At 70.4% G+C, this 25,903-nt stretch carries 25 protein-coding genes; 17 read left to right on the forward strand and 8 right to left on the reverse strand.

The window, feature by feature from the left end:
• Positions 1–61 precede the first annotated feature (61 nt).
• From ITJ56_RS04945 to ITJ56_RS05000, 12 genes are all read left to right on the forward strand, one after another.
• Positions 62–967 carry an ABC transporter ATP-binding protein gene (locus ITJ56_RS04945; protein WP_194628255.1) on the forward strand — a complete coding sequence of 302 codons (906 nt, stop codon included), beginning with the start codon at positions 62–64 and terminating at the stop codon, positions 965–967.
• Positions 968–1,017: 50 nt separating this feature from the next.
• On the forward strand, positions 1,018–1,803 hold the full coding sequence (locus tag ITJ56_RS04950) for an ABC transporter permease (RefSeq protein WP_228517217.1): 786 nt from the start codon (positions 1,018–1,020) through the stop codon (positions 1,801–1,803).
• 159 nt (positions 1,804–1,962) lie between these two features.
• Entirely contained in the window at positions 1,963–4,320 is a 2,358-nt protein-coding gene (locus ITJ56_RS04955) for a lantibiotic dehydratase (RefSeq protein WP_194628259.1), read from the forward strand.
• The gene (locus tag ITJ56_RS04960; RefSeq protein WP_194628261.1) at positions 4,317–5,447 is read left to right on the forward strand and encodes a hypothetical protein; all 1,131 of its coding nucleotides are present in this window, start codon (positions 4,317–4,319) and stop codon (positions 5,445–5,447) included. Before ITJ56_RS04955 ends, ITJ56_RS04960 begins: the two co-directional genes overlap by 4 nt.
• 25 nt (positions 5,448–5,472) lie before the next feature.
• Positions 5,473–7,044, forward strand: coding sequence for a hypothetical protein (locus ITJ56_RS04965; RefSeq protein ID WP_194628263.1), 1,572 nt, complete (start codon positions 5,473–5,475; stop codon positions 7,042–7,044).
• Positions 7,045–7,448: 404 nt separating this feature from the next.
• Positions 7,449–8,750 carry a YcaO-like family protein gene (locus ITJ56_RS04970; RefSeq protein ID WP_194628265.1) on the forward strand — a complete coding sequence of 434 codons (1,302 nt, stop codon included), beginning with the start codon at positions 7,449–7,451 and terminating at the stop codon, positions 8,748–8,750.
• 146 nt (positions 8,751–8,896) lie between these two features.
• Entirely contained in the window at positions 8,897–9,985 is a 1,089-nt protein-coding gene (locus tag ITJ56_RS18860) for a hypothetical protein (RefSeq protein WP_323749725.1), read from the forward strand.
• Positions 9,982–11,688, forward strand: a complete 1,707-nt coding sequence (locus tag ITJ56_RS04980; protein WP_194628269.1) for a thiopeptide-type bacteriocin biosynthesis protein — start codon at positions 9,982–9,984, stop codon at positions 11,686–11,688. Before ITJ56_RS18860 ends, ITJ56_RS04980 begins: the two co-directional genes overlap by 4 nt.
• Positions 11,681–11,860 (forward strand): hypothetical protein, encoded by a 180-nt coding sequence (locus tag ITJ56_RS04985; protein WP_194628271.1) that lies wholly within the window; start codon positions 11,681–11,683, stop codon positions 11,858–11,860. Before ITJ56_RS04980 ends, ITJ56_RS04985 begins: the two co-directional genes overlap by 8 nt.
• Positions 11,857–13,083, forward strand: coding sequence for a M20/M25/M40 family metallo-hydrolase (locus tag ITJ56_RS04990; RefSeq protein ID WP_194628273.1), 1,227 nt, complete (start codon positions 11,857–11,859; stop codon positions 13,081–13,083). Before ITJ56_RS04985 ends, ITJ56_RS04990 begins: the two co-directional genes overlap by 4 nt.
• A gap of 8 nt (positions 13,084–13,091) precedes the next feature.
• Positions 13,092–13,253 (forward strand): thiazolylpeptide-type bacteriocin, encoded by a 162-nt coding sequence (locus tag ITJ56_RS19105; protein WP_416354752.1) that lies wholly within the window; start codon positions 13,092–13,094, stop codon positions 13,251–13,253.
• Between the two features lie 238 nt (positions 13,254–13,491).
• Complete coding sequence (locus ITJ56_RS05000; protein ID WP_228517218.1) at positions 13,492–13,716, forward strand: hypothetical protein; 225 nt, start codon at positions 13,492–13,494, stop codon at positions 13,714–13,716.
• 8 nt (positions 13,717–13,724) lie between these two features.
• On the opposite strand, the gene ITJ56_RS05005 is transcribed toward ITJ56_RS05000, so the two are convergent.
• Positions 13,725–14,366, reverse strand: a complete 642-nt coding sequence (locus ITJ56_RS05005) for an antibiotic biosynthesis monooxygenase (protein ID WP_194628279.1) — start codon at positions 14,364–14,366, stop codon at positions 13,725–13,727.
• 81 nt (positions 14,367–14,447) lie between these two features.
• Here ITJ56_RS05005 and ITJ56_RS05010 point away from each other — a divergent pair, with 81 nt between their 5' ends.
• Both ITJ56_RS05010 and ITJ56_RS05015 read left to right on the forward strand, forming a co-directional pair.
• Positions 14,448–14,957: a DUF6328 family protein gene (locus ITJ56_RS05010; RefSeq protein ID WP_194628281.1), complete on the forward strand. Its 510-nt coding sequence runs from the start codon at positions 14,448–14,450 to the stop codon at positions 14,955–14,957.
• A gap of 57 nt (positions 14,958–15,014) precedes the next feature.
• The gene (locus tag ITJ56_RS05015; protein WP_194628283.1) at positions 15,015–15,500 is read left to right on the forward strand and encodes a hypothetical protein; all 486 of its coding nucleotides are present in this window, start codon (positions 15,015–15,017) and stop codon (positions 15,498–15,500) included.
• Positions 15,501–15,514: 14 nt separating this feature from the next.
• Here ITJ56_RS05015 and ITJ56_RS05020 read toward each other — a convergent pair whose 3' ends face one another.
• Positions 15,515–16,525, reverse strand: coding sequence for a Ku protein (locus ITJ56_RS05020; RefSeq protein ID WP_194628291.1), 1,011 nt, complete (start codon positions 16,523–16,525; stop codon positions 15,515–15,517).
• 135 nt (positions 16,526–16,660) lie between these two features.
• Between ITJ56_RS05020 and ITJ56_RS05025 the strand changes: the two genes are divergently transcribed.
• The 3 genes from ITJ56_RS05025 to ITJ56_RS05035 all read left to right on the forward strand — a co-directional run bounded on the left by ITJ56_RS05025 (position 16,661) and on the right by ITJ56_RS05035 (position 20,402).
• Positions 16,661–17,551, forward strand: coding sequence for an SDR family oxidoreductase (locus tag ITJ56_RS05025; protein ID WP_194628293.1), 891 nt, complete (start codon positions 16,661–16,663; stop codon positions 17,549–17,551).
• Positions 17,548–20,073, forward strand: coding sequence for an ATP-dependent DNA ligase (locus ITJ56_RS05030; protein WP_194628295.1), 2,526 nt, complete (start codon positions 17,548–17,550; stop codon positions 20,071–20,073). The genes ITJ56_RS05025 and ITJ56_RS05030 overlap by 4 nt, the downstream gene beginning before the upstream one ends.
• Positions 20,074–20,222: 149 nt before the next feature.
• Positions 20,223–20,402, forward strand: coding sequence for a hypothetical protein (locus tag ITJ56_RS05035; RefSeq protein ID WP_194628297.1), 180 nt, complete (start codon positions 20,223–20,225; stop codon positions 20,400–20,402).
• Between the two features lie 248 nt (positions 20,403–20,650).
• On the opposite strand, the gene ITJ56_RS05040 is transcribed toward ITJ56_RS05035, so the two are convergent.
• The 6 genes from ITJ56_RS05040 to ITJ56_RS05065 all read right to left on the reverse strand — a co-directional run bounded on the left by ITJ56_RS05040 (position 20,651) and on the right by ITJ56_RS05065 (position 25,749).
• A complete protein-coding gene (locus ITJ56_RS05040; RefSeq protein ID WP_194628299.1) occupies positions 20,651–20,827 on the reverse strand; it encodes a hypothetical protein in 177 nt (58 codons plus the stop codon).
• A gap of 10 nt (positions 20,828–20,837) precedes the next feature.
• A complete protein-coding gene (locus ITJ56_RS05045; RefSeq protein WP_194628302.1) occupies positions 20,838–21,788 on the reverse strand; it encodes a sugar phosphate isomerase/epimerase family protein in 951 nt (316 codons plus the stop codon).
• 149 nt (positions 21,789–21,937) lie between these two features.
• A complete protein-coding gene (locus ITJ56_RS05050) occupies positions 21,938–22,621 on the reverse strand; it encodes a fumarylacetoacetate hydrolase family protein (RefSeq protein WP_194628304.1) in 684 nt (227 codons plus the stop codon).
• A gap of 33 nt (positions 22,622–22,654) precedes the next feature.
• Entirely contained in the window at positions 22,655–22,870 is a 216-nt protein-coding gene (locus tag ITJ56_RS05055; protein ID WP_194628306.1) for a hypothetical protein, read from the reverse strand.
• Positions 22,870–23,199, reverse strand: a complete 330-nt coding sequence (locus ITJ56_RS05060) for a hypothetical protein (protein ID WP_194628308.1) — start codon at positions 23,197–23,199, stop codon at positions 22,870–22,872. The genes ITJ56_RS05055 and ITJ56_RS05060 overlap by 1 nt, the downstream gene beginning before the upstream one ends.
• A 93-nt stretch (positions 23,200–23,292) precedes the next feature.
• The gene (locus ITJ56_RS05065; protein WP_194628310.1) at positions 23,293–25,749 is read right to left on the reverse strand and encodes a phosphoketolase; all 2,457 of its coding nucleotides are present in this window, start codon (positions 25,747–25,749) and stop codon (positions 23,293–23,295) included.
• Positions 25,750–25,903: the final 154 nt, after the last annotated feature.

The raw sequence follows: 25,903 nt of genomic DNA on the forward strand, positions 1-25,903 counted from the left end.
CGTGTGGGAGCCCCGCCCTGATCCGATCACCGACGATCAAGCAACCAGACGGGACCCACCCATGGCCGCCATAACAGCCGACGGGCTGACCAAGAGCTACCGCGGAGTCACCGTGCTCAGCGATGTCGACGTCGTCATCGAAGACGGCAGCGTCGCTGCCTTCCTCGGGCCGAACGGCGCCGGCAAGACCACGCTCGTCGAGATCCTTGAGGGGCATCGCGGTCGGGACTCCGGCAGCCTCTCGGTCCTCGGCTACGACCCCGGGCACGTCGTGGACTTTCGTCGCCTCAGGACCATCATCGGTGTCGTCATGCAGCAGACGCTCCTCGAGCCCGCGCTGACGCCCCGCGACCTCCTCCTCCGACAGGCCAGCTACTACGCGGACCCCGTGCCGCTCATCGAATCGGTGAGCCGGTTCGGCCTCGACGAGTTCGCCCGCAAGCCGGTCCGCTCGCTGTCCGGCGGCATGCGTCGTCGTCTCGACCTCGCGCTGGCGTTCGTCGGTCGTCCCCGGATCCTGTTCCTCGACGAGCCGTCGACCGGCCTGGATCCGATCTCCCGACACGCGATCCGCGAGGTCATCGCCGCGTCGAACCGTGCGGGCGTGACGGTGGTGCTCACCTCGCACGACCTCGACGAGGTCCAGCAGCTTGCCGACGCAGTGCACATCCTCAGCGACGGTCGCTTCGCCGCGAGCGGCAGTCCGCGCGACATCGTGAAGCTCTCGGCAGCCCCTGGACGGGTCGAGTTCGACCTCCCCATCGGCGAACACGACTTGCTCCCCGCCGGCGCCGTCCGCGTCGGCGAACGTCTCCGGTACTCCACACCGTCGCACGGCGAACTCCTCGAACAGCTGCGATCGTGGGAAGCGTCGACGGGGCACAACCTCGGTGACCTGACGATCGCCGCACCCACCCTCGACGACGCGTACGTCAAGCTCGTCGGCGAACCGGAGGTCTCCGCGTGACGATCGACTCGGCGGCTGTACAGCGGCACAACTTCACCAAGAGTTTTCTCTTGCACACGCGGTCAGAATTCGTCGACTTCTGGTTGTCGATCATTTCTCTTGCATTCATCGTGCTCATGCCCGTGATGTTCTACGTCGTGTTCGGTGTTGCCTTCCTCAGCGCTGCGGACAGCATTCGATCCGTGAACGGCGCGCAGATCCGACAGGCGAACCTCAGTTACGCGGGGGTCCTCACCTTCGCCTTGATGTCGGTCACCTTCGCCAACGTCGCGATCGGTCTGGCGATCCGTCGCGAACACGGACTGTTCCGTCGGTTCCGGACGACACCGGTCCCGCCCTGGGCCGTCATGGGGGCGTTCCTCGTGAACATCTTCGTCACGCTCGTGATCGTGCTCTCCGTGGTGTCCGCGATCGGCTTCCTCGGTCTCAAGGTCACCATGGATCCCGACCGGGTCGTGCCGCTCGTCGTGACGGCAGTGCTCGGGTTCATCGCACTCGCTCCCATCGGTGTGGCGCTCTCGCTGCTCCCGCCGAACGCCGATGCCGCCGTCCCGATCGTCAACGGCATCTTCTTCCCGCTCGCGTTCCTGTCCGGGGCGTTCATCACCGTGCCGCTCGGACCGGTCGTCGACGCGATCACGCCCTACCTCCCCGGGGCGCCGGTCTTCCACTTGTTCGCCGCCGTTTTCTCCGAGGGTGCGTTCGTCTGGGAAGCACAACAGGTGCTGATCCTCCTCGGCTGGGCCGTGGTCGGGATGGTGCTGTCCGCCGTCTTCTTCCGATGGGCGTCCGAGCGCGAGCCGCGAGGCTTCACACGCAGGAAGTCAGCCGAGTAAGCCATGCTCTCAGAGGGACAGACGGTGCGGGTCGATCTCGCACCGCGGTGGATGGTGCGCGAAAACACCTATCGGTACCGAACACTTCGGCATGACGGGGGCGCGGAACTCGACCGCCTGCTCGCCGGGATCCACGACGGAACCGTCCGTCGCTCGACGATGCGCGACGCGACGGTCAACGAACTCGAAGCGCTCATCCCGCGACTCGACGGGGTGAGCCGACGACAGGCACTCGCAGCGAAGCGTGCCGTCCACAACGCAGCGAGGACGTTCCCCCCGCTCGGCCCGGAACTGTGCGCTGTGGCGCCGCTCACCGTCGCGTGGTCGAATCACACGCAACGACTGGCAGCGGTAGCGCACGCGGTGGACGAGCTCGAGGGCCGCGACCTGGTGTCCGAGCGCGCGGTCCTCTCGGCGTGGGCCGGCGACGATCGAGTCCAGCAGAGCGTCGCGATGACCAGCACCGTGCTTCTCCACGCCCTGCGTGGGAGTGCTCGCGGAGGTCACCCGGACAAGCGAGGGCGGAAGTCCGAACCGGCGCTGGTCCAGTACTTCTCGCGATCGACGCTCCGAGTGAGTCCGTTCTCGCGCTACACGGCGGTCGACGTCCGCGTCCTCGGTGACCGACCCTCCGCCGACGATCCCAGGCTCCGCAGTACCGTCGCCGTGAAGCGGCTGCTGACGCGGCACGCGGTGCGTCGAGCGATGTCCGACCCGGCCAACGTCGACCACGTCGTCTGGAGCGCTCCACCGGGTGCTGAACTGGTGGGCGACGCGCTGGTGTTCCGCCGCCGCCGCTGGGTCGCGCCTGGGCCGGGTGCTCGCCTCGACGCGTTCCGCGAGGTCGACGTCTCGTGGCCGGTACCCGAAGCCTGGCGGTCGGCCGTCGCTGCACTCCTGGTGGCTCGACCAGCTTCCCTGCGTGACCTGGCCGCCGGGATCACGAGTGAGGCCACCCACCGTTTCGACGCCGTGCACGCCGGCCTCGTGCAGTTCGCCTCCCGAGGGCTCCTCGTGCCGGTCGCACCGGTCTCGGAGCAGCACCCGGACTTCGAGGTCGCACTGCTCGACGCGCTGCGGGCCTGGCCAGGCGACAGCGCGCAGGACCTCGTCGCGGCATTGCAGTCGACACATCATCTGACTGCGGGGTTCGGGGAGCTCGGGGGAGCCGAACGGACAGCGCGCCTCGACACCCTCGAGCACGTCTGGTCAGCTGCGGTCGGTGCTGCGGTCACGGCACCGATCGTCGAGGACTCGTACGTCAGCACGTCGGCGTCGGTCCCGTCTCCGGTCGGGTGGCGTGCGCCAATCCGCGCCCTCGCCCCGTTGCTCACCGCGCTCGATGACCAGCGCCTGTTGTCGACGGCGCTCGAGGCCACCTTCGTCGCCGAGTTCGGCGTCGGTGGTGTCTGCACCGACATCAGGCGCTTCGCGACGAAGACCGCTGGAGCATTCCCGCTGGCGCAACGGCTCCTGTCCGGTGACGTCGACAGTGCTCCCTCGCCTGCGGCCCGACGGCTGCTCGACGCGAGAGCGATGGCCGTCCAACACCTGAACGAGCTGTCACGGGTCGATGCGACCGAGGTCGCGGTCGAGCAGGCGGTCCTCGACACGTTGGCGAGCACCCTCCCGGACGCGGAACTCGCGCGCCGCCGCACCGTGGCGGTGTTCGGCCAGGTCGCGGACGACCGCTTCGTGGTCAACCACCTCTACGGCGGGCGACTGCGGTACTTCAGCCGGTACCTGCGCCACCTCAACCCCGAGCACACCGAGGCACTCAGGGGTCACCTCCGCTCCCAGACCGACGGGGCGCTCACGGTGCAGCTGCGCCCCACCCTCGGGTTCAACGCCAACCTCTCGCCGTTGCTCACCGACACTGAACTCGTCCTCGATGACGACGTGCCCCACTCCCCGGACACGCGACGCATCGACGACCTCGCGATCGTGCACGGGCCGCTGGGGCTCGCCGTGATCGAGCGCGTGTCGGGGCGCCCGGTCGAGATGGTCTACACCGGGTTCCTCGTGCCGCACGCGCTCCCGGCGACGGAGATGCTGCTCGCGATGATCGCGGAGGCTCCCTTCTACGGCTTTGGTGACGTCAGCATGGACCTGCACCGTCGCGGGCCGACCGCTCGGGCTCCTCGGATCGTCCACGAGGACCTCGTGCTGTTCCGCCGCCGGTGGGCAATCGACCCGACCCCACTCCCCAAGGGCGCGAACGAGTCGTCTGCCGAGCACTTCCGGCGACTCGATGCCGACAGGCGGGCCGCGCGGATGCCGTCACAGGTGTTCCTCCGCGCACTCCGCGGTGGCCACGCCACGCCGATGGAGCGGGCCATGAGTCCCAAGCCGCAGCACCACGACTTCCTCAGCAGGCTCCACGCCTCGACCATCCGGCGTCGCCTCGCGGACCTCGGACCGATGGTGATGGCAGAGGAACTCCTGCCCGAACCGACGGCGGGCGCTGCTGCATCCGAGACCTTCTTCGAAGCCACGATCACCGGGGACCGACCATGACGACCTCCACCATCCGGGTCGACCACCGCGCCGACCCGTCGCGCTTGATCAGCGCGGGCATCCTCGCCTTCCTGCCCCAGCTGCGGGACGTCGACGTCTGGCTGCAGGTGCACTGGCTCTTCGGCCCGCACGTCCTCGTCAACGTCACCGGCGACCGACCGGCCGTGGACGAGGCGCAGACCCGGTTAGTCGATCACGTCTCCGCGTGGCTGGCTGAGACACCGTCCTCGGCGGACTTCGACGAGGTGGCGTGGGTCGACCGATCGGTCGAACTCGGGCGCCTCGAGCTCGTGCCGGGCCCCCACGAGCCGATCCGGCCGGACAACCGGGTCGAGGTGGTCGACCGTCGGCTCGACACCTTCATCCGTGACGAAGCCGTCTTCGAGGCGAAGGGGCGGGTCCTGGCACGGGCCATGCGCGACCCGCGCTTCGTTCGGATGACCGAGCGGTCCCCCGCCGAGAACGCAGACTCCGTCTACACGGCGATGTGCGTCATCGCGACCTCGTACCCGAAGTGGGGACTCGTGTCGGGGTACCAGGCGTTCCTGTCCCACTGGAAGGAGCAGCTGCACTGGTCGGATCCGAGCGGGCGCGCCGAGTCGGTCCTGTGCGCGTCGTTCCACCGGCAGAAGGAGGACCTCGTCCGACGGCTCGAGGCGCTCCACGGTGGGGCGCGACCGACGAGCGACGACGGTGCCTTCTGGGTCGAGTGGCGTGCCGCTGCGAGCGACGAAGCGGACCGGTTGGCGGCCCGCGAGCAGGTCCTCCCGTACCCGCTGCCCGAGCGGCACGAACGCGCAGTGTCGATCGACGACGATACCGGCCGCCGGTGGTCCGGGTCGGATGAGCGCGCGTACAGCGACTTCCACGCGCAGTTCCGGCGACTCGACTTCACGAAGCTGGGCAACGGTACGGACTTCGCCGCCTACCGCTACCTGATCAACTGCTTCTTCGACCTCCTGCCACTGCTGGGCGTGACGCCGGCCCAGCGCTACACACTCGCCTTCTACCTGACGGAGGCCGCGCAGATCGTGGTCGGCGAGACCTGGCGGGAGACGATCGAACGGGCCGTCACCAGGCAGCAAGGCCTGGCGGACGCGACGCCGACCCTGCCGTGGAAGGGCTGACGACATGGACGGACAACGGGGAACGATGACCACGACCAACGTGCGGCTGCGCGCCACGACGTCCAGCCGCGACATGGAAGGGCTTGGAGTGGCGATCAGCGCCGGCGGTTCCGCGGTGGTCATCAACGGCGTGCACGGCGTGACGCTGTGGCGTGCCGTGGAGCCACACCTCCGGCGAGGCGTCGACCCGGCGGGCTTCGTCGCGACGCTCCCCGCCAGCGCACGCTCGACGGTGCGATCGTTGATGGGGGAGCTCGAAGATCACGGGCTGCTGGTGCGGGACGAGCTCGAGGACGACGCCGCCGCCGCACACCCGGCGATCGAGTACCTCCGTCGGGTCTCGCGCGCGCCCCTCGCCGCTGCGCGTCGGACTGCGTCGACGTCGCTCACGATCAGCGGTGCGACGGGCGATCTGGCGGACGCGCTCCGCGTGCAGCTCGCGGTCTGCGGCTTCGCGAGCGTCGCGTTCGAACCAGGTGCGGACGCCCTCGGGCAGCGCCCGATCGTGATCCGCGCGTCTGAGGGGCTCGGGCAGCGCACGATGGTCCTGATCGGCGCACGTGGGGGATTCTGCGCCGTCGGTCCCATCGGGGCGGGAGCCGATCACGCGGAAGCGGCGTTCCGACGCTGGGCGGTCGACGCCCTGTCCTCGATCGAGCCGAACTGGGCGGCGCTGGTCGCCGGTCAGGCCGCGCTCGCAGCGCTGCGGGCGATGGACACCACGTCCGATGCGTCTCCGGCGACGCCGGGGAACACGTACGTCACCTCGACGGCAGAGCTCATCGCGGAGCCCCGGCACTTCACTGCGTTCTCCGACCACGCCGAACCCGAGACGCTCAGCGTCGACGACCTGGCTGTCGTGGCGGGACCCAAGACGTCCGTCCCCGACACGCTGGCATCGATGGAGGCACTGTGGGACCCCGTGTTCGGCGTCGTCTCCGGTGTGGTGCCGGGCACGCTGCCGCAACAGCCCGTCGGTCTCGCCCGCTCCGAGGACGGCAGGGTGATCGGCGTCGGTGTGTCGACCGCCGAGGCTCGGCTCGCGGCCGTGTCCGAGGAACTGACCGGAGCGTGGCGCTCCTTTGTGCGGACACCGGGTCCCATCGGCGAGCTCGGGGTCGGACCGACGACGACCGATGCCGCCGCAGCTGCGTTCGTCGCGCTGCTCGAAGCAGACGAGCCTGCCCGGGCGGACGCGGGCGCCACGGCCGGAACGGTCGCCATCACGAGCACCGCCCGCTGGCTCGCATTAGCGGCGGTCCTGATCCTGGGTCGCGAGGTCTCCGTCGAGTCGACCTGGCTAGGAGGGCGTTGGTCGGGGATCGTGCGTGTCACGGCGGACCTCGGCAACGGGGCGTGCGGAGTCGCGTACGGACTGAGCGAGCAGGATGCCGCTGAGGGGGCGCTGCTGCGGGCAGTCGGGCGAGCGCAGTGCGGTGACACCGCGAGGTCCGCACCGCTCGACACCCACTCGGTGCGCAACCGGGCGTTGCTCCGGTGGCCCGGGCTCGAAGGCGCCGTGCGGTTCACACGGCTGCACGCAGACGGCTGGGACGAGCACGGTGCGCTGGCCGTGTCCGCCGAGGTGACCTCGTGAGCGCGCGGGTGGTCGGCGGCACCGGCGCGCCGCCGGTGCGCCGGGTCGCCGACCTGCTCGTCATAGGTCCGGACCCCGCGCCGGACGAACCGGGCTGTGGCGAGTGCGCCGAACGGTGGGCTCTCGACGTCCACCCGCAGACTGTGCCCGCGTCCGGGGCGAGGACCTCCACGCTCCTCGAGCGGTTGGCAGATCGCCTGGGCCGCCTGCCGCAACCGCCCGGCCGCGCCGTGGTCCTCGACACGTCGAACGGCTCGTCGTCCGTGCACTCCATCGCACCGCACAGCGCGTGCTCGCGGTGTGCACCCCTCATCAGTGCATCGAAACCGGCGCAGTGGGACCTCAGCTCGCCGCAGCCGCCGCTCCCCGGAGGCCTTCGGACGCGTGAGCTGGACGGACAGGCGTTGCGAGACGAGCTCGTCGACTGGCGGTTCGGGCCGATCGCCCACGTGTACCGCGACGAGGAGTCGCCGTTCCCGTTGGTGACCGCCGAGGCCATCGCTCCGGGCCATACGCACCGAGAAGGTGGGTACGGACGAGCGAGCAGCTTCGCGGCGAGTGAGGTACCGGCGCTGCTCGAAGGTGTGGAACGTGTCCTCGGGGGACATCGACAGCCCTCGGCCCAGGTGGTTAGGTCGTCCTACGAAGCGCTCGGCGACCGGGCGCTGGACCCGCGGTCGCTCGCCGGCCACGTTCCGGAGGCGTACGACCGAGCAGACTCCCCGTTCCGGCGGTTCGATCCGGCCGCGGAGATGGACTGGGTCGAGGGCTGGTGGCTGTCGCACGATCGACCGGTTCTGGTGCCCGCGCAGGTCGTCTACTGGCACGAGAACGCGGGCGACGACGCGCTGCTGTACGAATCCTCGAACGGCTGCGCAGTCGGTGGTTCGATCGAGGAAGCCGCCCTGCACGGGTACTTCGAGGTCGTGGAGCGAGATGCCTTCCTGCTCACTTGGTACGGGCGCCTGCGTCTACGGGAGATCGACATCAGCGGTGAGCACTCGTTCGCGGAAACCCTCCTTCGCGTCGAGCGCGACGGACTCCGGCTCCGTGTGCTCGACGCGACGAGCGACCTCGGGGTTCCGACGGCGATCGCGATCGTCACGGCACCGGACGAGCTCGTCCGTGCTGGGCGTGCTCCGGCGTTCGCGCTCGCCGCCGGAGCCCATCCGTCCGGCATCCGCGCCATCGCCGCGGCGATCGAGGAGTGCGTGACGAACGCGCTCATGTACCCGAAGTGGGTCTCGATGCGTGAGTCCGTCCGGGTGGACCATTACCGTCCGATGCTCGACGACCACGAGCTCGTACGCGTCCTCGACGACCACACCGGGATGCACGGCCTGCCGGAGGCCCGTGGGCTTTGGGGCTTCCTCGATGATCCGAGCGGTCGGGTGTCCCTCGACGAGTTCACCGCGCGCGGGCGGCTCGCGCCGGAGGACGTCACTGCAGAACTGCGGCACCACGTCGATGTCGCGTCACGCGCCGACGTCACCGTCCTCGCGGTTGACCAGAGCGCACCGCACCTCCGCGGGATCGGGGTGTTCGCGGTCAAGGTGATCGCGCCCGGCACCCTGCCGATGACCTTCGGGCACCTGAACCGTCGTGTCGAGAACGTGCCACGGCTATCGCGCGCAGCGTCCATCATCCACGGAGCGGTCACGGCAGGATCATGGGGGGATGCTCCGCCCCCTCACCCGTTCCCGTGACCCCGCAGGGATGGGGCCGAGCCGGCCAGGCGCTCTGGGACGCCGGACCCGGTCGCGACGTCGGGACGGTCCGGACGCTGTTCGAGGCTGACCGTCGCGTGGTCGCACCCTCGGTGGAAGGAGGCCGACGCGGAACGCGCGTTGGCGTGGTCGAGCGGCTCCAGTGCGCGACAGAGCCGCTGCGCGAGCACGGTGACGACTGGCGGGACTCCGTTCTGGCGGCCGTCTGGGAAGCGCACCGGACACGACGGGTCGCGCCGGACGACCGGTACGTCGCACACCGTGCGTACCCTGCGCCCCGTGGGATCTTCGCTGCGGACGCTGTGCTCGAGGTGCAGGACGCCGACGGCCCACACCAGCTCCGGTTCGCCCCGCTTCGCGCCGAGCAGCCGACGCTGCCCGAGCGTCCATGGGTCTCCGCGACACTCGGCTTCGACGTTGACCCCGATCGCTACCCCACCCCGTACGGTCGGCTCCGGGCGACCCTCGCCGACCTCGAGTCCGGACACCTCGCAGCGACGGTAGCCCTCTGCGCGCACCGTGCCGGCATCCCCACGGTGCTCAGGCTGCGTACGGACGGCGAGGCACACGCACGGTTCCGACTCCACTTCCGTCCGGAGGACACGGCGGACCCTCTGCTCGACGAGTGTGTCGACGCGGCTGCGGCAGGCACCGCGAGCGACTTGCGCGGGTGGCTGGACCGACGCTCGAGCGGGCGGTCGAACGAGAACCTGGTCACGAGCGGCGCCGTCACGGAGGTCGATGCCGACGTCGTGCACCGAGCACTGCTGGCGGGACTCGAACTGCTCGGGGAGTACGTGCCCAACGGTGCGATCCGCCTCCTCGCCCACAGCGCTGACACCGGATCGATCGACGCGGTACGGGTCGCCGACCTGCACGAGCCGGGCAACGGTCGGGCGCTTCGTGGTCGACCTCGCATGACGTCGTCCAGCGGAATCACGTTCGTCGTCGAGCCCCGGCTCCTCGCGGGTCTGCACGGGTCCCAGACACACCGCACCGTGCCCTTCCTGCTCGGCTGGATCGCGCAGTGGGGATGCCTGGCCGCGGCTGCGATCGGCATCGCAGCACGGCCGGCCCGGAACCACGACGAGGTCGAGTGGGCGGATGCGCTCGGCGTCGACCCGAACCAGGTGGTCGGCTACCAGCTCTGGCTACGAGCGATGCAGGTCGAGGCCCAGGACGTGCCGTGGTCGACGAGGGGGATCAGACTGTGAACACCACGTGGCGCACTGCGCACATCTACCTGCACAACTCCACGTCGACGCTGTCGGCGTTCATCTCCGACACCGTCGCGCCGTCGGTCCGTGCCTGCGCTCCCACCGACTGGCATTTCGTTCGGTACTGGTGGGGAGGCCCGCACCTACGCGTCAGGATGCGTGGGGTCGGGGCAGCGGCGCACGCCGACTGGGTCCGCTCGCTGCGGGACGCCCTGCCAAGCGCAGAGCTGCGCCTCGACGAGGCCTCGTTCAGCCGCGAGTTCACGAGCACGTCACCCGTCGACTGGCACGAGCACGGTCAGATCGAGGTCGACGTTCCGTACGAGGCGGAACTTGCCCGCTACGGCGGGGCGGCAGCGATGGCGTCCTCGGAGCGAGCGTTCACGCAGGCGAGTCAGATCGCCGGAGCGATACTCGGTGACCGCCCGGACAGCGCGATGCTCCGGCTGGTCGCCAGTGACGCGATGACCCTCGCCCTGCACGCGCTCGGGCTCGACGAGCACAGCGGCGCACGCTCAGCACACCGGTACTTCGGCTCCTGGGACTTCGTGGGGGAACAGCAGACCAGCGGCCCAGAAGCCCGACGCGCGGCCGAGGCGACCTTCGAGGTCGACCCGGACCGATGGCTGCGGCGGAAGGACGCCGTCATCCAGTCCGCCAGCGACGGGTCCGACAGCTGGCGAGCATCACTGTTCCGACTCTTCTCCGAACTCCTCGCAGACCTCGAGGCGTTCCGTGCCCGTGGCGAGCTGGAGAACAGCATCGCGGGTGTGATCTGGAGCCAGGTGCACATGTTCTGCAACCGCCTCGGGGTGTCGGTCTCCGACGAACGCATCGCCGCGTGGCTCACTGCCCTGCAGTGGCGGGGACTGATCGACCGGCGGTTCTTCAACGACGACCCGGCCGCACCGGACCGGCACTACCTCCGAGCGAGCGGCTACAGACGCGCGCGGATGGGCGCGGACCAGATGCCGCGCTTCGACGTCCGCCCCAGCGCGCCCGACCTCGGCCCCAGACAGATCGTCCCACTCCCGGAGGTCGGAGGAGATCCCGGGCTCGACGCGGTGCTCACCCGCCGGCGGAGCACGTACGGGGCGTACGGGACGACGCTGTCGGCCACGGACCTCGGCGCACTCCTGCGATCCGCGGTCGGCGAGGTGCCGGCCGGACCGGCGGTGCCGGTACGACCGCAGACGGCAAGGCGCGCCTACCCGAGTCCGAGTGCGGCCTACACGGTCGACGCGTTCGTGATCGTCCGCGACGTCGAGGGGACGGAGCCGGGATGTTATCGGTACGACGCTCCACGGCACATCCTCGAGCGGTGGACCGACGCCCCGGCCGATGGGGAACTGGCGCGGTGGTCGCCGTCGTTCAGTGACGTCGCCGGCACACCGCTCGCGGTCGAGCACGAGACCGTTCCGGTGATCGTCGTCCTGGCGCCGCGGCTCGACGAGCTGCGCGTGAAGTACGGGCAGCGAGCACTGCGGCTGACGCTGCTCGAAGCGGGCCACATGAGCCAGAACCTCATCCTGGCATCGACCGCACTCGGCATGCCGAGCGTCCCGTTGTCCGCGTACGACGACGACGCCGTGAACGAATGCTTGCACCTCGACGGTGCCGGCACGTTCACCGCCGCGATCATCCCGATCGGGGCGCCGAAGAAGACCACTGCCATCGAAGGGGACACGGCACATGCATGACGACGAGAAGAACCTGCAGTACGTCAGCATCGGTATCGCCTCGGCAGGCTTCGCCGTTGCGGGCCTGGCACTCGGGATGATCCTTCGGCGACCGGGGATCGGTGCCGTGGTGGGGACCGCGGTCGGACTGTTCTGGCGATCCCGGGCGATCACTTCCGGGATTCACTCGTGAAGCCCGTTCCACGTGGATTGAATGTCGCCCGCGAGGCCTTCACTCGACTGCACGCCTGTCCGGAACCAGCTGGGCACGAGACGGTCTCGAGCGCCGTCGTCGCCGACCTCTGTCAGGGCATCGGGGCGACGGTGACGACCGGCGTCGGCGGCCACGGGGTGATCGCCCGCATCGGGAGCGGCGAACCGGTCGTCGCCTTCCGCGCGGAACTGGACGCGCTGGCGACGAGCAACGGCGCCGAGCACCTGTGCGGGCATGACCTGCACGCCGCGGCGCTGGTCGGCGCGCTCGCCGCCCTGCAAGCCGGCGAGGCGCCGTGGACGGGCACCGTCCTCGCGATCTTCCAGCCTGCCGAGGAGACGGGGACCGGGGCTGCTGCGATGGTGGCCTCCGGGATCGACCGACTCGTCCCGACACCCACGGTCCTGCTCGCTCAGCACTCCTCGCCGCTTCCGTACGACGTGGTGGCGTTCCGCCCTGGGCCGGTCACATCCTGGAGCGAGACGGCGTCCATCGAACTGACTGCTCCCGGAGGGCATCCGGGGCTCGCGGGGAGCGAGCGGCATGCGCTGACCGTCGCCTTCAGCCGACTGGTGTACGGCGTCGCCCCGACGATCGGCCAGGTGACCCAGGCCCGGCTCGGTGGGGCGGCCTGGAACGCGCTCCCGAACAGCGCCGCCGTGACGGTCGACCTCCGTGCGCCGGACGAGGCCTCGCTCAGCGCCCGCCGACAGGCGCTCGGGCGGGTGCTCGACCAGGTCGGCGTGGACGGTGTTGAACTGTCCAGGGCGGCGACTCGAGCCTTCGCCGGGGTCAGCAACGATCCGGACGCCGCCGCCCTGCTGTACCGAACATTCGCGCAGCGTGGTCGCACTGCGGTCCTGATGCCCGGGCCGTCGGGCACGTCAGACGATGTCGGGGGGCTGGCGGCCGCCTTCAGCGCCCCGTTGGTCTACTGGTTCTGGGGTACGTCGGGCAGCTCGCAGATGCCAGCGAGCGACCACGCCGCGCTCGCCGCCGGGCGAGCGCCGGTCACCGTGCCCGCGAACCACTCTCCGCTCTTCTCGGCGTCCGCCCGGTCGCTCGAGAGCGGACTGCTGAACCTGCTGATCGCGCTTTCGGCATGGAGCTCGCCACGGAGCACCTGGAGCGAGCGGCAAATCGAAGGGCCGGCGCGAGCGCGTTCCTCGCCGGTCCCAACCACCGAAGGGGAACGACTATGACCGGATCGATGCTTGAACTGCCAGAGCTCGACTTCGACGGGCTTGAGACCTTCTCGGTGCGTGAGGCGGTCACGGTGCCTGAGACCGGCGCGACGAGCGGGAGCAGCAGTTGCACCTCGACGTCGTGCTGCGGCAGCAGCTCGTGCTGCTCAGCGGGGTCCTGCGGCTGAGGTGAGACGACCGAGGCGGGGAGTACGCGCTCCCCGCCTCGATCGGATCCAGCCAGAGGGAGGTGGAATTACTGCTCGCGCGTCTCCAAACCCTGGCGAGTGCGCGGACGGGCGGGCGTACCGCTACTTCACGCTCGCTGAATTCGAGGTCCGGGTCGACTACTCGGTCGTGGCATCAACGTCATCGGGCGGTTTGCAAGCGGGCATGGACCGACCGATTGAGGAGTACGGGGAAATGATGACGGATTGGACTGGGATGCTCTGGGTACTGGTGCCGGTGACGGCGATCGTCTGTGGAGTGGTGTACTCGATCGCGCGTCTCCGGTGGGGCGCTGACCGCGGGCAAGTCGACCGGGCGGCCGCTGAGAAGACCGCGGCCACGCAGCGCGAACTGGCAAGCACGCTCGCGAGCATCGAACGACGCCTCGACGGCATCGAACGGGTGTTGCGGCAGGTGGACTGAGGAACGCGTCAGCGCCGGGCGCCAATGGCGCTCGCCGGCCGTCCGCTGGGCGAGGGCGGTGGTGCGAGGAGCCACGGGCGGATCATCCGGGTGACGAACGGCAGCACCCAGAACGTCATGATCGGCGTGAGCACGACGGTCGTGATGAGCACCCGGGGCAGGATCGCGACGTGCGCGAACGCGGGGACGAGCCAGGCCATCAGGTACGTGAACGCGAGGTTCACCGGGAAGAAGCCGAGCCAGATGCTCACGGACTGCTTCCACCGCGGGGGAGCGCTCGAGGCCGGGGCGTCCTGCGGGACGTCGAACCAGCCCTCGATGCCGGTGCGCTTCTCGACGCGGGACTCCACCACCAGGTCACGGCCCAGGTCGAGCCAGCGCAGCCGGTCGTCGGAGTTCTCCCACGTGGCCAGGGAGTCGTGGTCGGCGAACCGGTAGAGCATGTGCCACTCGCGGGACTGCGCGGTGGAACGCACCCACCCGGAGCCGAGGAAGCCCGGGTAGCGGTTCGCCAGGTTCACGCCCGACTGTACCCAGCGGGTGACCTCGGGGATGCGCTCGGGTTCGACCAGGCGGGTGGTGGAGACGGTGACGGGCGGGCCATCAGTCGCGGGTGACGACTGCAGGCTCCCAGGCTCTTGTGGAGTCATTCGACCAGTCTCCCCGATCGGTGTTACCGGCTCGTGTCACAGCTCGTCGGTCGTCAACGCACTCGTGGGTAGGTTCGCGGTATGAGCGAGACCGAGCGCGGCCGGCACGAGACGCCGACGGAACGGTGGGACCGGAACTGGGTCGACATCCAGCAGGAGCTCCGGATCGTGCAGACCGGGACACAGATCCTCGCCGGGTTCCTGCTGACGTTGCCGTTCCAGCAGCGCTTCACCAGCCTGTCCGACCGGCAGGAGACGGTCTACCTCGTCCTCGTCGTCCTTGCTGTCGTCGTGACCGTCGTCGCGCTGTCCGCCGTGGCGACGCACCGGCTGGTCTTCCGGCAGCGACAGAAGCACGACCTGGTCCGTGCCGGCAACGTCATCCTGCTCGCCGCACTCATCGCGAGCGCGTTGCTCTTCTCGGGGACGGTCTACTTCGTCTTCGACGTGGTGCTCGGTGGCGCAGGAGGTGTGATCGGTGGGGTCGCGGTCTTCGTGGGGACCGCGGCACTGTGGACCGCCCTGCCCTTCGGCCTGCGGCGGAGGGAGCGTGACGCCGACCGGTCGGACGAGGACCGGGCGGCCGGATGAACGAGTCCTCCGGCGGAGCGCACCGCTTCTCCAGCTCGATGGTCGACGGTGTCGGTGATGTCCATCAACACCGCCGCCGCCACCGCCGTCTCGGTCCCGCTGGGTCCGCCGATCGCCGCGCACGCCCTGCGCTACACCGCGATGTACGCCCCGAAGCCCTTCGCCGAGGCCCTGCTCGTCTACCGGGACAACGGCACGTACACGATCCTGTCCCCGGGCGAGGACCACCACGGCTGCTACGTCTCGGCGACCGATCCCGCACAGGGGCTGCGGCACGTCGCGTTCATGTCGTGGCCGTCCGCGGACTGGGGCCGGAACGTCGCGTCGCACACCCTGACCTTCGAGGCGGCGAGCGGCGCGTTCACCCAGGAGCTCCGGCTGCCCGGCGACCCGGTCCCACGGGCACAGCACGGGTACGCACTGCCCGTCGAGCACCCGGAGCGGATCGACGCCGGCGCCGGGTGGACCGCCCTGCGCCAGGAGCACGCCGAGGCGTTCACCACGCTGGAGCGGCTGGCGGGCAGCGGCTCGACCTCGGCCTGACCCCCCGCAAGCGGTCAGCTCGCCTGCTTCTTGGCTGCGGGCTTCTTCGCCGGCGCCTTCTTGGCAGGGGCCTTCTTCGGCGCCGACTTCGCGGGGGCCTTCTCGGCCGTGCTCTCCGCGGCCTTCTTCGCGGGCGCCTTCTTCGCCGGCGCCTTCCTGCCGGAGCCGGACGTGCCCGAGTCGGAGCCCGACGACGAGCGCGAGGTCGACGACGAACGCGACCCCGAGCCTCCCGTCCGCTTCTTGTCGACGGACGCACGCAGGGCGGCCATCAGGTCGAGCACGTCACCGCCCTCGTCGTCGTCGTCCTCGTCGGCCTGCTCACCGAAGGTCTTCTCGGTGTCGTTGTCGTCGCCCGCCTCGAGCTTGGCGTCGATCAGCTGCTGCAGTTCCTCCTGGTACGAGTCCGTGTAGCGGTCGGGATCGAAGTCGGTCGACATGCTCTCGACGAGCGAGGACGACATCTTCAGCTCGTTGGCGCTGACCTTCACCGAGGTGTCGAGTGACTTGAAGTCCGCCGCGCGGACCTCGTCGCCCCAGAGCAGCCCCTGCAGCAGGATCACGTCGTCGTGGACGCGGAGCACCCCGAGCCGGGTCTTCTGTCGCAGCGTGAACTGCACGATCGCGAGCCGGTCGGTCTTCGCCAGGGTCTCGCGCAGCAGCACGTACGCCTTCGGCGAGCGCGAGTCAGGCTCGAGGTAGTAGGTCTTCTCGAACATCATCGGGTCGACCTGCTCGACGGGCACGAACTCGAGCACCTCGACCTCGTGCGACTGCTCCTCCGGCAGCTGCTTGAAGTCGTCCGCAGTCAGCACCACGGTCTTCTCACCGTCGTCGTAGGCGCGCTGGATGTCGGCGTACTCGACCTCGTGCCCGAACTCGCACACGCGCTTGTACCGAATGCGGCCCTTGTCGTCGTCGTGGACCTGGTGCAGGGACACGTCGTGGGTCTCGGTGGCCGCGTACACCTTGATCGGCACGTTCACGAGCCCGAACGCGATGGAGCCCTTCCAGATCGACCTCATGGGGACATGATGCCCGTGTCCGAGCGTGAGCGCCCGGGGCAGACGGCTCCTCCACAGGTGGGATCGTCCGGGGATCGTTCCACGGATGTCCGGTTCGCTGGACCGCCACGAGGTCGGCGCGAGCACGATGGGCGCATGAGCCAGCTCGACAAGCAGGACCCGCGCGACCAGTTCCCCCGTCCGCCGTTCCCCGCGCAGACGCAGCAGGGATCCGGGCTGGCCAGCGCGATGGACCCCGCGCCCGACCACGGTGAGACGAGCTACCTGGGGACCGGCCGGATGCGTGGGTACCGCGTGCTCGTCACCGGGGCGGACTCCGGGATCGGCCGAGCCGCGGCGATCGCGATGGCGAAGGAGGGCGCTGACGTCGCACTGAACGCCCTGCCCGAAGAGCGCGAGGACCTCGAGCAGGTCCGTGACGTCATCGGCGACCTTGGCCGCAAGGCGGTGCTGCTGCCCGGTGACCTGACCGACGAGGCGTTCTGCGAGGTGCTGGTACAGGACGCGGTCAGCCAGCTCGGCGGCCTCGACGCGCTCGTGCTCGTCGCGGGGCACCAGCAGGTGCACGAGGACATCACCCGGCAGAGCACCGAGGACTTCGACCGCACGATGAAGGTCAACGTGTACTCGCTGTTCTGGCTCGTGCGGTCGGCCGTCCCGCACATGGCGCCGGGGAGCTCGATCGTCACGACCAGCTCGGTGTCCGCGTACCAGCCGCAGGACCGCATGATCGACTACGCCGCCACGAAGGCCGCCATCATCACGTACACGAACGGGCTCGCCCGGCAGCTCGCCACGAAGGGCATCCGTGCGAACACCGTCGTGCCCGGGCCGGTGTGGACGCCGCTCCAGCCGATCAGCTACCCGGGTGACGAGATCGCGGCGTACGGCCAGGACACCCCGTTCGGCCGTCCCGCCCAGCCCGTCGAGCTCGGCAGCGCCTACGTCTACTTGGCCGGGCCCGAGTCGTCGTACACGTCCGGCACGACCCTGACGGTGGCGGGAGCGACCGGGGTGGCGCTGTGAGTCCGGTCTCGCGCAAGACCGTCGTCCTGGTCGGCGACCGGCGGCTCGCGCTGACGAACACCGACAAGGTGCTCTACCCGGAGACCGGCACCACGAAGGGCCGGGTGATCGAGTACTACGAGCGGGTCGCTCCGTGGATGATCCCGCACGTCAAGGACCGCCCGGTGACCCGGAAGCGCTGGGCCAACGGTGTCGAGGGCAAGGTCTTCTTCGAGAAGAACCTGCCCGACTCGGCACCCGACTGGGTGCGGCACCACACCATCCACCACTCGGAACACGACAACGAGTACCCGATCGTCGACGACCTGCCGACCCTGGTGTGGATGGCGCAGCAGGCCGCGCTCGAACTGCACGTCCCGCAGTGGCGGTTCGGCCCACGTGGCGCGCAGCAGAACCCGGACCGGCTCGTCCTCGACCTCGACCCCGGCGAGGGCGTCGGGCTGCCCGAGTGCGTCGAGGTCGCCCTGGCCGCCCGCGAGATCCTGCACGGGATGGGCCTCGATCCGTACCCGGTGACGTCCGGCTCGAAGGGCATCCACCTCTACGCGGCGCTCGACGGGAAGGCGACGACGGCGCAGGTCTCCGACGTCGCCCACGAGCTGGCGAAGGCCCTCGAGATGGACATGCCCGACCTGGTCCTGTCGTCGATGAGCCGCGCCGAGCGGAAGGGCAAGGTCTTCGTCGACTGGTCGCAGAACAACGGCAACAAGACGACCATCGCCCCGTACTCGCTGCGCGGCCGAGAGCGGCCGACGGTCGCGGCCCCCCGCACGTGGAAGGAACTCGAGGAGCGCGGACTCGCGCAGCTCACGTTGGACGAGGTCCTCGAACGCCTGGAGGCCCGTGGGGACTTCCTGCACCCGGTCGCGTCCGCCTCGCTGGCCGTCGGGCGCGACGACCACGGTCACTGGGACAGCGACCGGACCGAGCGCGTGAACGACGCCGAGCAGCCGGCGCGCGACCGGCTGGCCGCCTACCGGGCGAAGCGCGACGCGTCGAAGACTCCGGAACCCGTCCCCGAGGGGGCTCCCACGGTGCGGAAGGACGGCACGCCCACCTTCGTGATCCAGGAGCACCACGCCACCCGCGACCACTACGACTTCCGGCTCGAACACGACGGGGTACTGGTGAGCTGGGCCCTGCCGAAGGGCGAACCGAGCGACCCCGGCAAGAACCACCTGGCGGTGCAGACCGAGGACCACCCGCTGGAGTACGGCTCGTTCGAGGGCACGATCCCCAAGGACGAGTACGGCGGGGGCACCGTCACGATCTGGGACGACGGCACGTACGAGCTCGAGAAGTGGCGCGAGGGGCAGGAGGTCATCGTCACGCTGCACGGCCGGGCCGGTGGCGCTCGCCGGCTCGCGCTCCTGCACACCCGTGGCCGAGGCGGTGGGGACGAGAAGAACTGGCTCATCCACCGCACCAAGGAGCAGCCCGAGCGCCTGGCGGACGGGGGTGGCACGGCGGACGCGGGGCGGGCCTCCCGATCGGCCGACGGGCACAGCGGCGACCGGCGTGACGCGCACCGCCGGATCACCGGAGCGGCCGCTGCCGCGACCCCACCGTCGGACCGCCGGACGATGCAGGCGACGCTCGCGAAGGACGCACCCCGGCTCGACCCGGCGGACTGGGCGTTCGAGATGAAATGGGACGGCGTCCGGGCGCTCGCGACCGTCCGCGACGGATCGGTGACCCTGCGCAGCCGGAACGACAACGACCTGACTGCGCAGTACCCCGAGCTGCAGGAGCTCGCCGACCGGGCCGGGGTCGACGGGGTCTTCGACGGCGAGATCGTGGCGGTCGACGACCGTGGGCGGCCGTCGTTCCAGCTGCTGCAGAACCGGATGGGGCTGACGAAGCCCCGCGAGGTCCGGAGCGCACAGGAGACCACGCCGGTCCGGTTCCTGCTGTTCGACGTGCTCGAGGCCGACGGGCACGAGCTCACCCGCCTGGGGTACGACGCCCGGCGCCAGGCGCTCGAGACCGTCGTCGAGCCGGGTGGCGCCATCGACGTGCCGCCGGCGGTGCAGGGCGACCTCGAGGCCGTCATGGCGGCCTCGAAGGACCAGGGACTCGAGGGGGTCGTCGTGAAGAAGCGCTCTTCGAAGTACGCCGAGGGGCGCCGGTCCGAGGCCTGGCTGAAACTGAAGCACCATGCCACGCAAGAGGTCGTGGTCGGTGGATGGAAGCCAGGCAGCGGTCGTCGTGCCGGCGGGATCGGGTCGCTGCTGCTCGGGGTGCCCGGCCCCGACGGGCTGGAGTACGTCGGCAAGGTCGGCACCGGGTTCCGTGATCGTGACCTCGACGAGATCGCGGCACTGCTCCGGCCGCTCGACCGGAAGACATCCCCCTTCACCGACGTCCCGCGGCCCGATGCCCGCGATGCCCACTGGGTGACGCCGAAGCGCGTGGGGGAGGTCGAGTTCGCCGAGTGGACCGGTGACGGTCGGCTCCGGCAGCCGTCCTGGCGCGGTTGGCGGGTCGACAAGGCCCCGGCTGACGTGGTCCGGGAGTTCTGACCAGACGCCCGATCGCCCTCCCCCCCATTGCTGATGCGTGCGCATGGGGTCCGCCCCTGGCGAAATTCCGTCCCCCGCGCTGTGCGCGAGCGGGGGACGATTTCGGCATCCCTGGCCGGAATCGGCCGGCGGCTGTTACGTTCGCCCCGATGAAGGGGGCACTGAAGATGAGTTCGAGCAAGTACCTGCCGCCGTACACGGCAGCGGAGCGCGTGGCGATCACGGGGGACGATCTGCCGCCGCGCTCGCCGGTGGACGCGGGGACCGGCAGCGCCGAGACGGAGGTTCGGTACGCCGACTTCCTCGCCGGCGACGACGGCGACGACTGAGCGGGATCGCGCACGACCGGCCGTCCCGGGAGATCGGCCGGGCCGGACGGACGGACGGCCCGTACGCCGGATCAGGGAGCGCACGGGCCGCCGCCTTCTGTGAGACGGAGCAAGCGGCGCATTCGTCACGTCCGATGCGAGATCGGCACGAAGAACCCGCCGAGTGATCCGCCGAGTGATCGCGATCGCGATCGCGTCAGTCGGCGGGTCCGACGGGGTCCGTGCCCCGGGTCAGTCGCAGTCGTGGGTCACGCGGCAGGTGCCGGTCCGTCCGCCGGCGCAGCGTGGTCCGCCACCGGGATGTCCTCGTCGATGAGTTCGTCCTCTTCCGGCTCGGACACCTCGGCCGCGGCGGCCTTCGCCTCGTCGATGGACTCCTGTGAGCGGCGGAGCAGGTCGTCGTCGTGTGCTGCCTGATCGGTCATGCCCTGCAAGTTACGCGGGCGTTCCTGTGTCGGCGTCCCAACGGCGGGCGGGGTGCGGCGGCTCGAAGTCGACCGCGGACCTCGGCCCCGGGGTCGACGGCATGGCCGGTGCGGCCGGAGCACCGAACGCGTCGGCTGCGTCGAGCACGGCCCGGGTCGCGGCGGCAGCGGTCCGCAGCGCACCGCCGATCGGCATCGCACGGTAGGCCGGTGTCCGGACCTCGACGCCCCACGGCTCGTCGAACCCGAGCTCGCGGATCGTGCGCACGAAGCCGGGGAGGTCCCACGCGCCGGCTCCGGGCAGGTGTCGGGCGACACGGGACTCCTCGGACAGGGTCATGCCGCTCGGGGTGTGCAGCAGGCCGTCACTCAGCTCCACCGCCGCGAGGGTCGCGGGTGCCACACCCGCACGGAGGGAAGCAAGGGTCGAGCCGCCGCGCAGTGCGTGCATCGCGTCGACGAGCAGCCCGCCGTTCGGGTGCCCCGCGGCAGCGACGAACCGCGACGCTCGCTCGATGGTCGGCAGGTTCGACCACGGTTCCGGCTCCAGGACGAGCTGCGCCCCCACGCTCTCGGCCTGATCGGCGAGCACGACCCAGTCCCCGGCCATGGTCGTGGGGGAAGCCCCCGGCAACGAGGTGTCGGCACGCGCCACCACCTGCCAGGCGCTCAGCGTCGCGGCCGCCTCGAGCACGACCCCGCGGTCCGCGTCCTCGTCGTCGGAGCGGCTCGTGCACGTCCACCACCGATCGAGGGGGCCGAGCTGGACCCAGACGATGCCGGCGCCGTCGAGCATGCGTCGGAGTTCGGCGAAGCCGGTCGTCGCGCGGACCTCGTGCAGGTCGTCGAGGGACAGCGAGAGTCCGGCGAACCCGGCGGCCCCCACGGCGCGCACACGCTCGCCGAGGCTCTCGTCGCCCGCCCACGTCCAGGACGTCGCGAGCAGATCGTGTTCCAGCACGGTGGTACCTCCGGCAGTCCCGGGGTGTCCGCGTCGCCTCGTCGCGATGCGCCGCCCCGTGTCCGCCGCGGGCCCCACCCGCGACGACGTCCAAGACTTACCCGTGCTGGCTGCGAATGCTCCCAGCCCGGCGACACATCGCCGACACGTCAGACGATCCGGGTCCGGACCTCGCCGACACCGGCGATCGTGCCGACGAGGACGGAGCCGCGCTCGAGTACACCGACGCCCTCGGGTGTGCCGGTCATGAGCAGGTCACCAGGGGCGAGTGCGACGGACCGCGACAGCGCTGCGATCGTCTCGGCGACGGACCAGATCTGGTCGGCCAGGTCACCCGACTGCCGGAGTTCTCCGTCCACCGTCAGCTGGATCGCGCCGTGGGTCGCGTCGACCTCGGCCGCCGGGGTGAGCGCCCCGATCGGTGCTGAGGCGTCGAAGCCCTTGGCCGTGTCCCACGGGCGTCCGAGTCGCTTCGCCTCGGCCTGCAGGTCTCGGCGGGTGAGGTCGATCCCGACGGCGTAGCCCCAGACGTGTGCGAGCGCGTCGGTGACGGCGATGTCCGTGCCGCCGGTGCCGATCGCGACGACGAGCTCGACCTCGTGCTCCAGTTGCTGCGTCAGCGGCGGGTACGGGGTGTCGGCGCCGTCGACCACGACCGCGTCGGCCGGTTTGGTGAAGAAGAACGGCGGCTCGCGGTCCGGGTCGTGGCCCATCTCGCGGGCGTGTGCCGCGTAGTTCCGGCCGACGCAGAACACACGGCGGAGGGGGAAACGCGCGCCCGTCGTCGTGGGCACGGTCGGGAGGCTCGGGGCCGGGATCACGAGTTCGGTCACGGTCCCAGCGTTGCAGGCCCGCACGGCGTCGGTTCAGCCCTCACCGAAGGACGCCTCGTACTTGAGCTTCCGCGCCCGGGCGCGCTCCTGGCGTTCACGCCACTCGATGCGCATCTGCGCGAGTTCCGCTTCGGCGCCCTTCGCACGCATGAGCGGACCGTAGTGGGGGCTCGCGAGGAGCCGTGGTGTCGTCATCTCGCGGTTGTCGAGCAGTCGCTTGAAGGCCTCGTCGGTCAGCGTCGAGATCATCAGCGTTCTCCTTCCTGCTGTTCGTGGGCTCCCGGACGCGTTGCCTCGTACTCAGCGAGTGCCTGAGATGTCCAGGTGTCGTCGTCGGACGTCCAACTGCGGGTCACCAGCGCAGCGGACATCACACCGGCAGCCGCGCGCTTTCCTTCGTCGTCCGAGGTCGCCCGGTCGGCGACCCAAGACCAACGCTGCCACCACAGGTCGCGGTGCACCGAGAACTCTGCATTTCGCCGTCCTGCGCGCCCGTCGAGCACCGACGCGACGAGCGCACCCACCGCGACGGACGCGCTCGTGACCGACACGAGCGCACTGATCCAGCCGATGTCCATGCCGGAACCCTGACGGCACGGAACCGGCCACGCGGCGGGCGTGACCGGTCCTGTGGAGGGTGATCCGGGCCTCCAGGCCTGTGGAGGAGCGCCTCAGTTGCCGGGTGCGGCCGCCTCGGTCTCGCCCGCACCGGGGTCGCCACCGGTCCCACCCGTGGCCGGCTCGTCCTGCGGCCAGCCCGCGAACTCCCAGCCGGCGAGCGACGGGTGGTCCTCGCCCTTCGTGTAGGCGAACGTCCGTGCGGCGTCACGTGCTTCGGACAGCTTCGCGAGCAGGTCGGCGTGCGCCTCGGCGTCCACCCGCGTCAGCGCGTCGTGCGCGAGCGCGAAGCGGTCCATGTCGTTGCGCATGAGCATGTCGAACGGCGAGGTCGTCGTCCCCTGCTCGAGGAACCCGTGGACGTGCAGGTCGTCGTGCCCGTTCCGGCGGTACGTCAGCTGGTGGACGAGCGCCGGGTACCCGTGGAACGCGAACACGGTGGGCGTCCCCGGCAGGAAGAGGGCGTCGTACTGCTCGTCCGGGATCGGGTGCTCGTGCTTGCGCGGATCGCCGAGCGCCAGCAGGTCGACGACGTTCAGGACCCGGACGCCGACGTCGGGGGCGTGCTTCCGGATGATGTCCGTCGCGGCGATCGCCTCGACGGTGGGGACGTCGCCAGCACAGGCCAGCAGGACGTCGACGCGTCCGACGGCCTGCTCGGTGCCGGCGAAGTCCCACACGCCGAGTCCGGCCGCGGCGTGCGCCACCGCGTCGTCGAGGGACAGGAAGACCGGTTCCGGGTGCTTGCCGGCGACGATCACCTCGATGCGGTCGGTGGTCTCCATGGCGTGCGCGGCGACGGCGAGCAGGGTGTTCGCATCAGCGGGGAGCTTGATGCGGACGAGGTCCTGCTGCTTCGAGGCGACGATGTCGAGGAACCCGGGGTCCTGGTGCGAGAACCCGTTGTGGTCCTGCCGCCAGACGTGCGACGACAGCAGGAGCGACAGGTTCGACACCGGGACGCGCCAGTCGATGTCCGTGGACGACTCGAGCCACTTCGCGTACTGCCCGACCATCGAGTCGATGATGTGGGCGAACGCCTCGTAGGTGTTGAGCATCCCGTGGCGGCCGGTCAGCACGTAGCCCTCGAGCATGCCCTCGAGCAGGTGCTCCGACAGGACCTCGGTGACCCGCCCGCGGGCCGCGAGGTGCTCGTCACCCGGTGCCCGCTTGGCCCGCCAGACACGGTCGGTGACGTCGAAGACGGCGTCGAGCTTGTTCGAGATCGTCTCGTCCGGCCCGAACAGCCGGAAGGTCGACGGGTTCTTCTCGATGAGTGCGGCCAGCCACGGACCGAGGGTCCCGGTGGCGGACGCGGTGGAGCCGGCCTCGACCCCGTAGGGCTCGAGTGGCGGACGGTTGAGCGCGGTCCGGAGACGCCCGCCGTTGCCGTGCGGGGTGGCGCTCATCCGCTCGTCGCCGGTCGGCCGGATCGTCGTCATGATGCCGATCGGGTGGCCGTCCTCGTCGAAGAGCTCCTCGGGGCGGTACGAGCGCATCCACTCCTCGAGCTGGGCGCGGTGCCCGTCGTCCTCGCGCACCGCGGGCAGCGGCACCTGGTGCGCGCGGAACGTGCCCTCGACCTGCTCACCGTCGACCTCCTTCGGGCCGGTCCAGCCCTTCGGGGTGCGCAGGACGATCATCGGCCACCGGGGACGGAGTGCGGCGGCCCCGGCGGGCTGACCCGCGGCAGCGCGGGCGGCCTGCGCCCGTGCGGCGGCCTGGATGTCGTCGATCGCCGCGAGGGCACGTCTGAGGGCGCCGTCGAACAGGGCGTGCACCGCGTACGGGTCGTCGTCGACGCGGCGGGAGTCGACGACGATCGGGTCGTAGCCGAGCCCGCGGAAGTACGCGGTGAGGTCCTCGTCGGGGATGCGGGCCAGGACGGTCGGGTTCGCGATCTTCCAGCCGTTGAGGTTGAGGATCGGCAGCACGGCACCGTCGGACACCGGGTCGAGGAACGTGTGCGCCTGCCACGAGCCGGACAGCGGCCCGGTCTCGGCCTCGCCGTCACCGATCACGCACGCGACGACGAGGTCCGGGTTGTCGAGCGCCGCGCCGTACGCGTGCGACAGCGAGTAGCCGAGCTCACCGCCCTCGTTGATCGACCCGGGGGTCTCCGGGGCGGCGTGCGAGGGGATGCCGCCGGGGAACGAGAACTGGCGGAAGAACCGCTGCAGGTCGTCGTCCTGGTACAGCTCGCCCCACGTGCCGTCGAGCCAGGCGTTCGCGTTCATCGCCGGGCCGCCGTGCCCGGGGCCGCACACGTAGAGGAACTCGCGACCGGTCTCCGCGATCAGGGCGCTGCAGTGTGCGTAGACGAGGTTCAGAGCGGGCGACGTGCCCCAGTGTCCGAGCAGCCGGGGCTTCACGTCGTCGGGTTCGATCGGGCGCGTGAGCAACGGGTTGTCCAGCAGGTAGATCTGCCCGACCGTCAGGTAGTTGGCGGCGCGCCACCAGGCGTCGACCGCCCGGAGCCGGTCGGTGGTGGAGATGTGTGCTGGAGCCATGGGTACACGGTACGAAACGACAGGCCGCCGTGCCTCAGGAAACTCGTCCCAAACCGATCGGGCCCGGGTGCCGAATGACTTGCACAGGGCAAACGCCCAGGGCGCTCTCCGGTCACATCTGGCCGGGCTGCAGCTTGCTCACAGCAAGTGTTGC

Source organism: Curtobacterium sp. VKM Ac-1376, from assembly GCF_015351025.1.
Lineage (GTDB): Bacteria > Actinomycetota > Actinomycetes > Actinomycetales > Microbacteriaceae > Curtobacterium.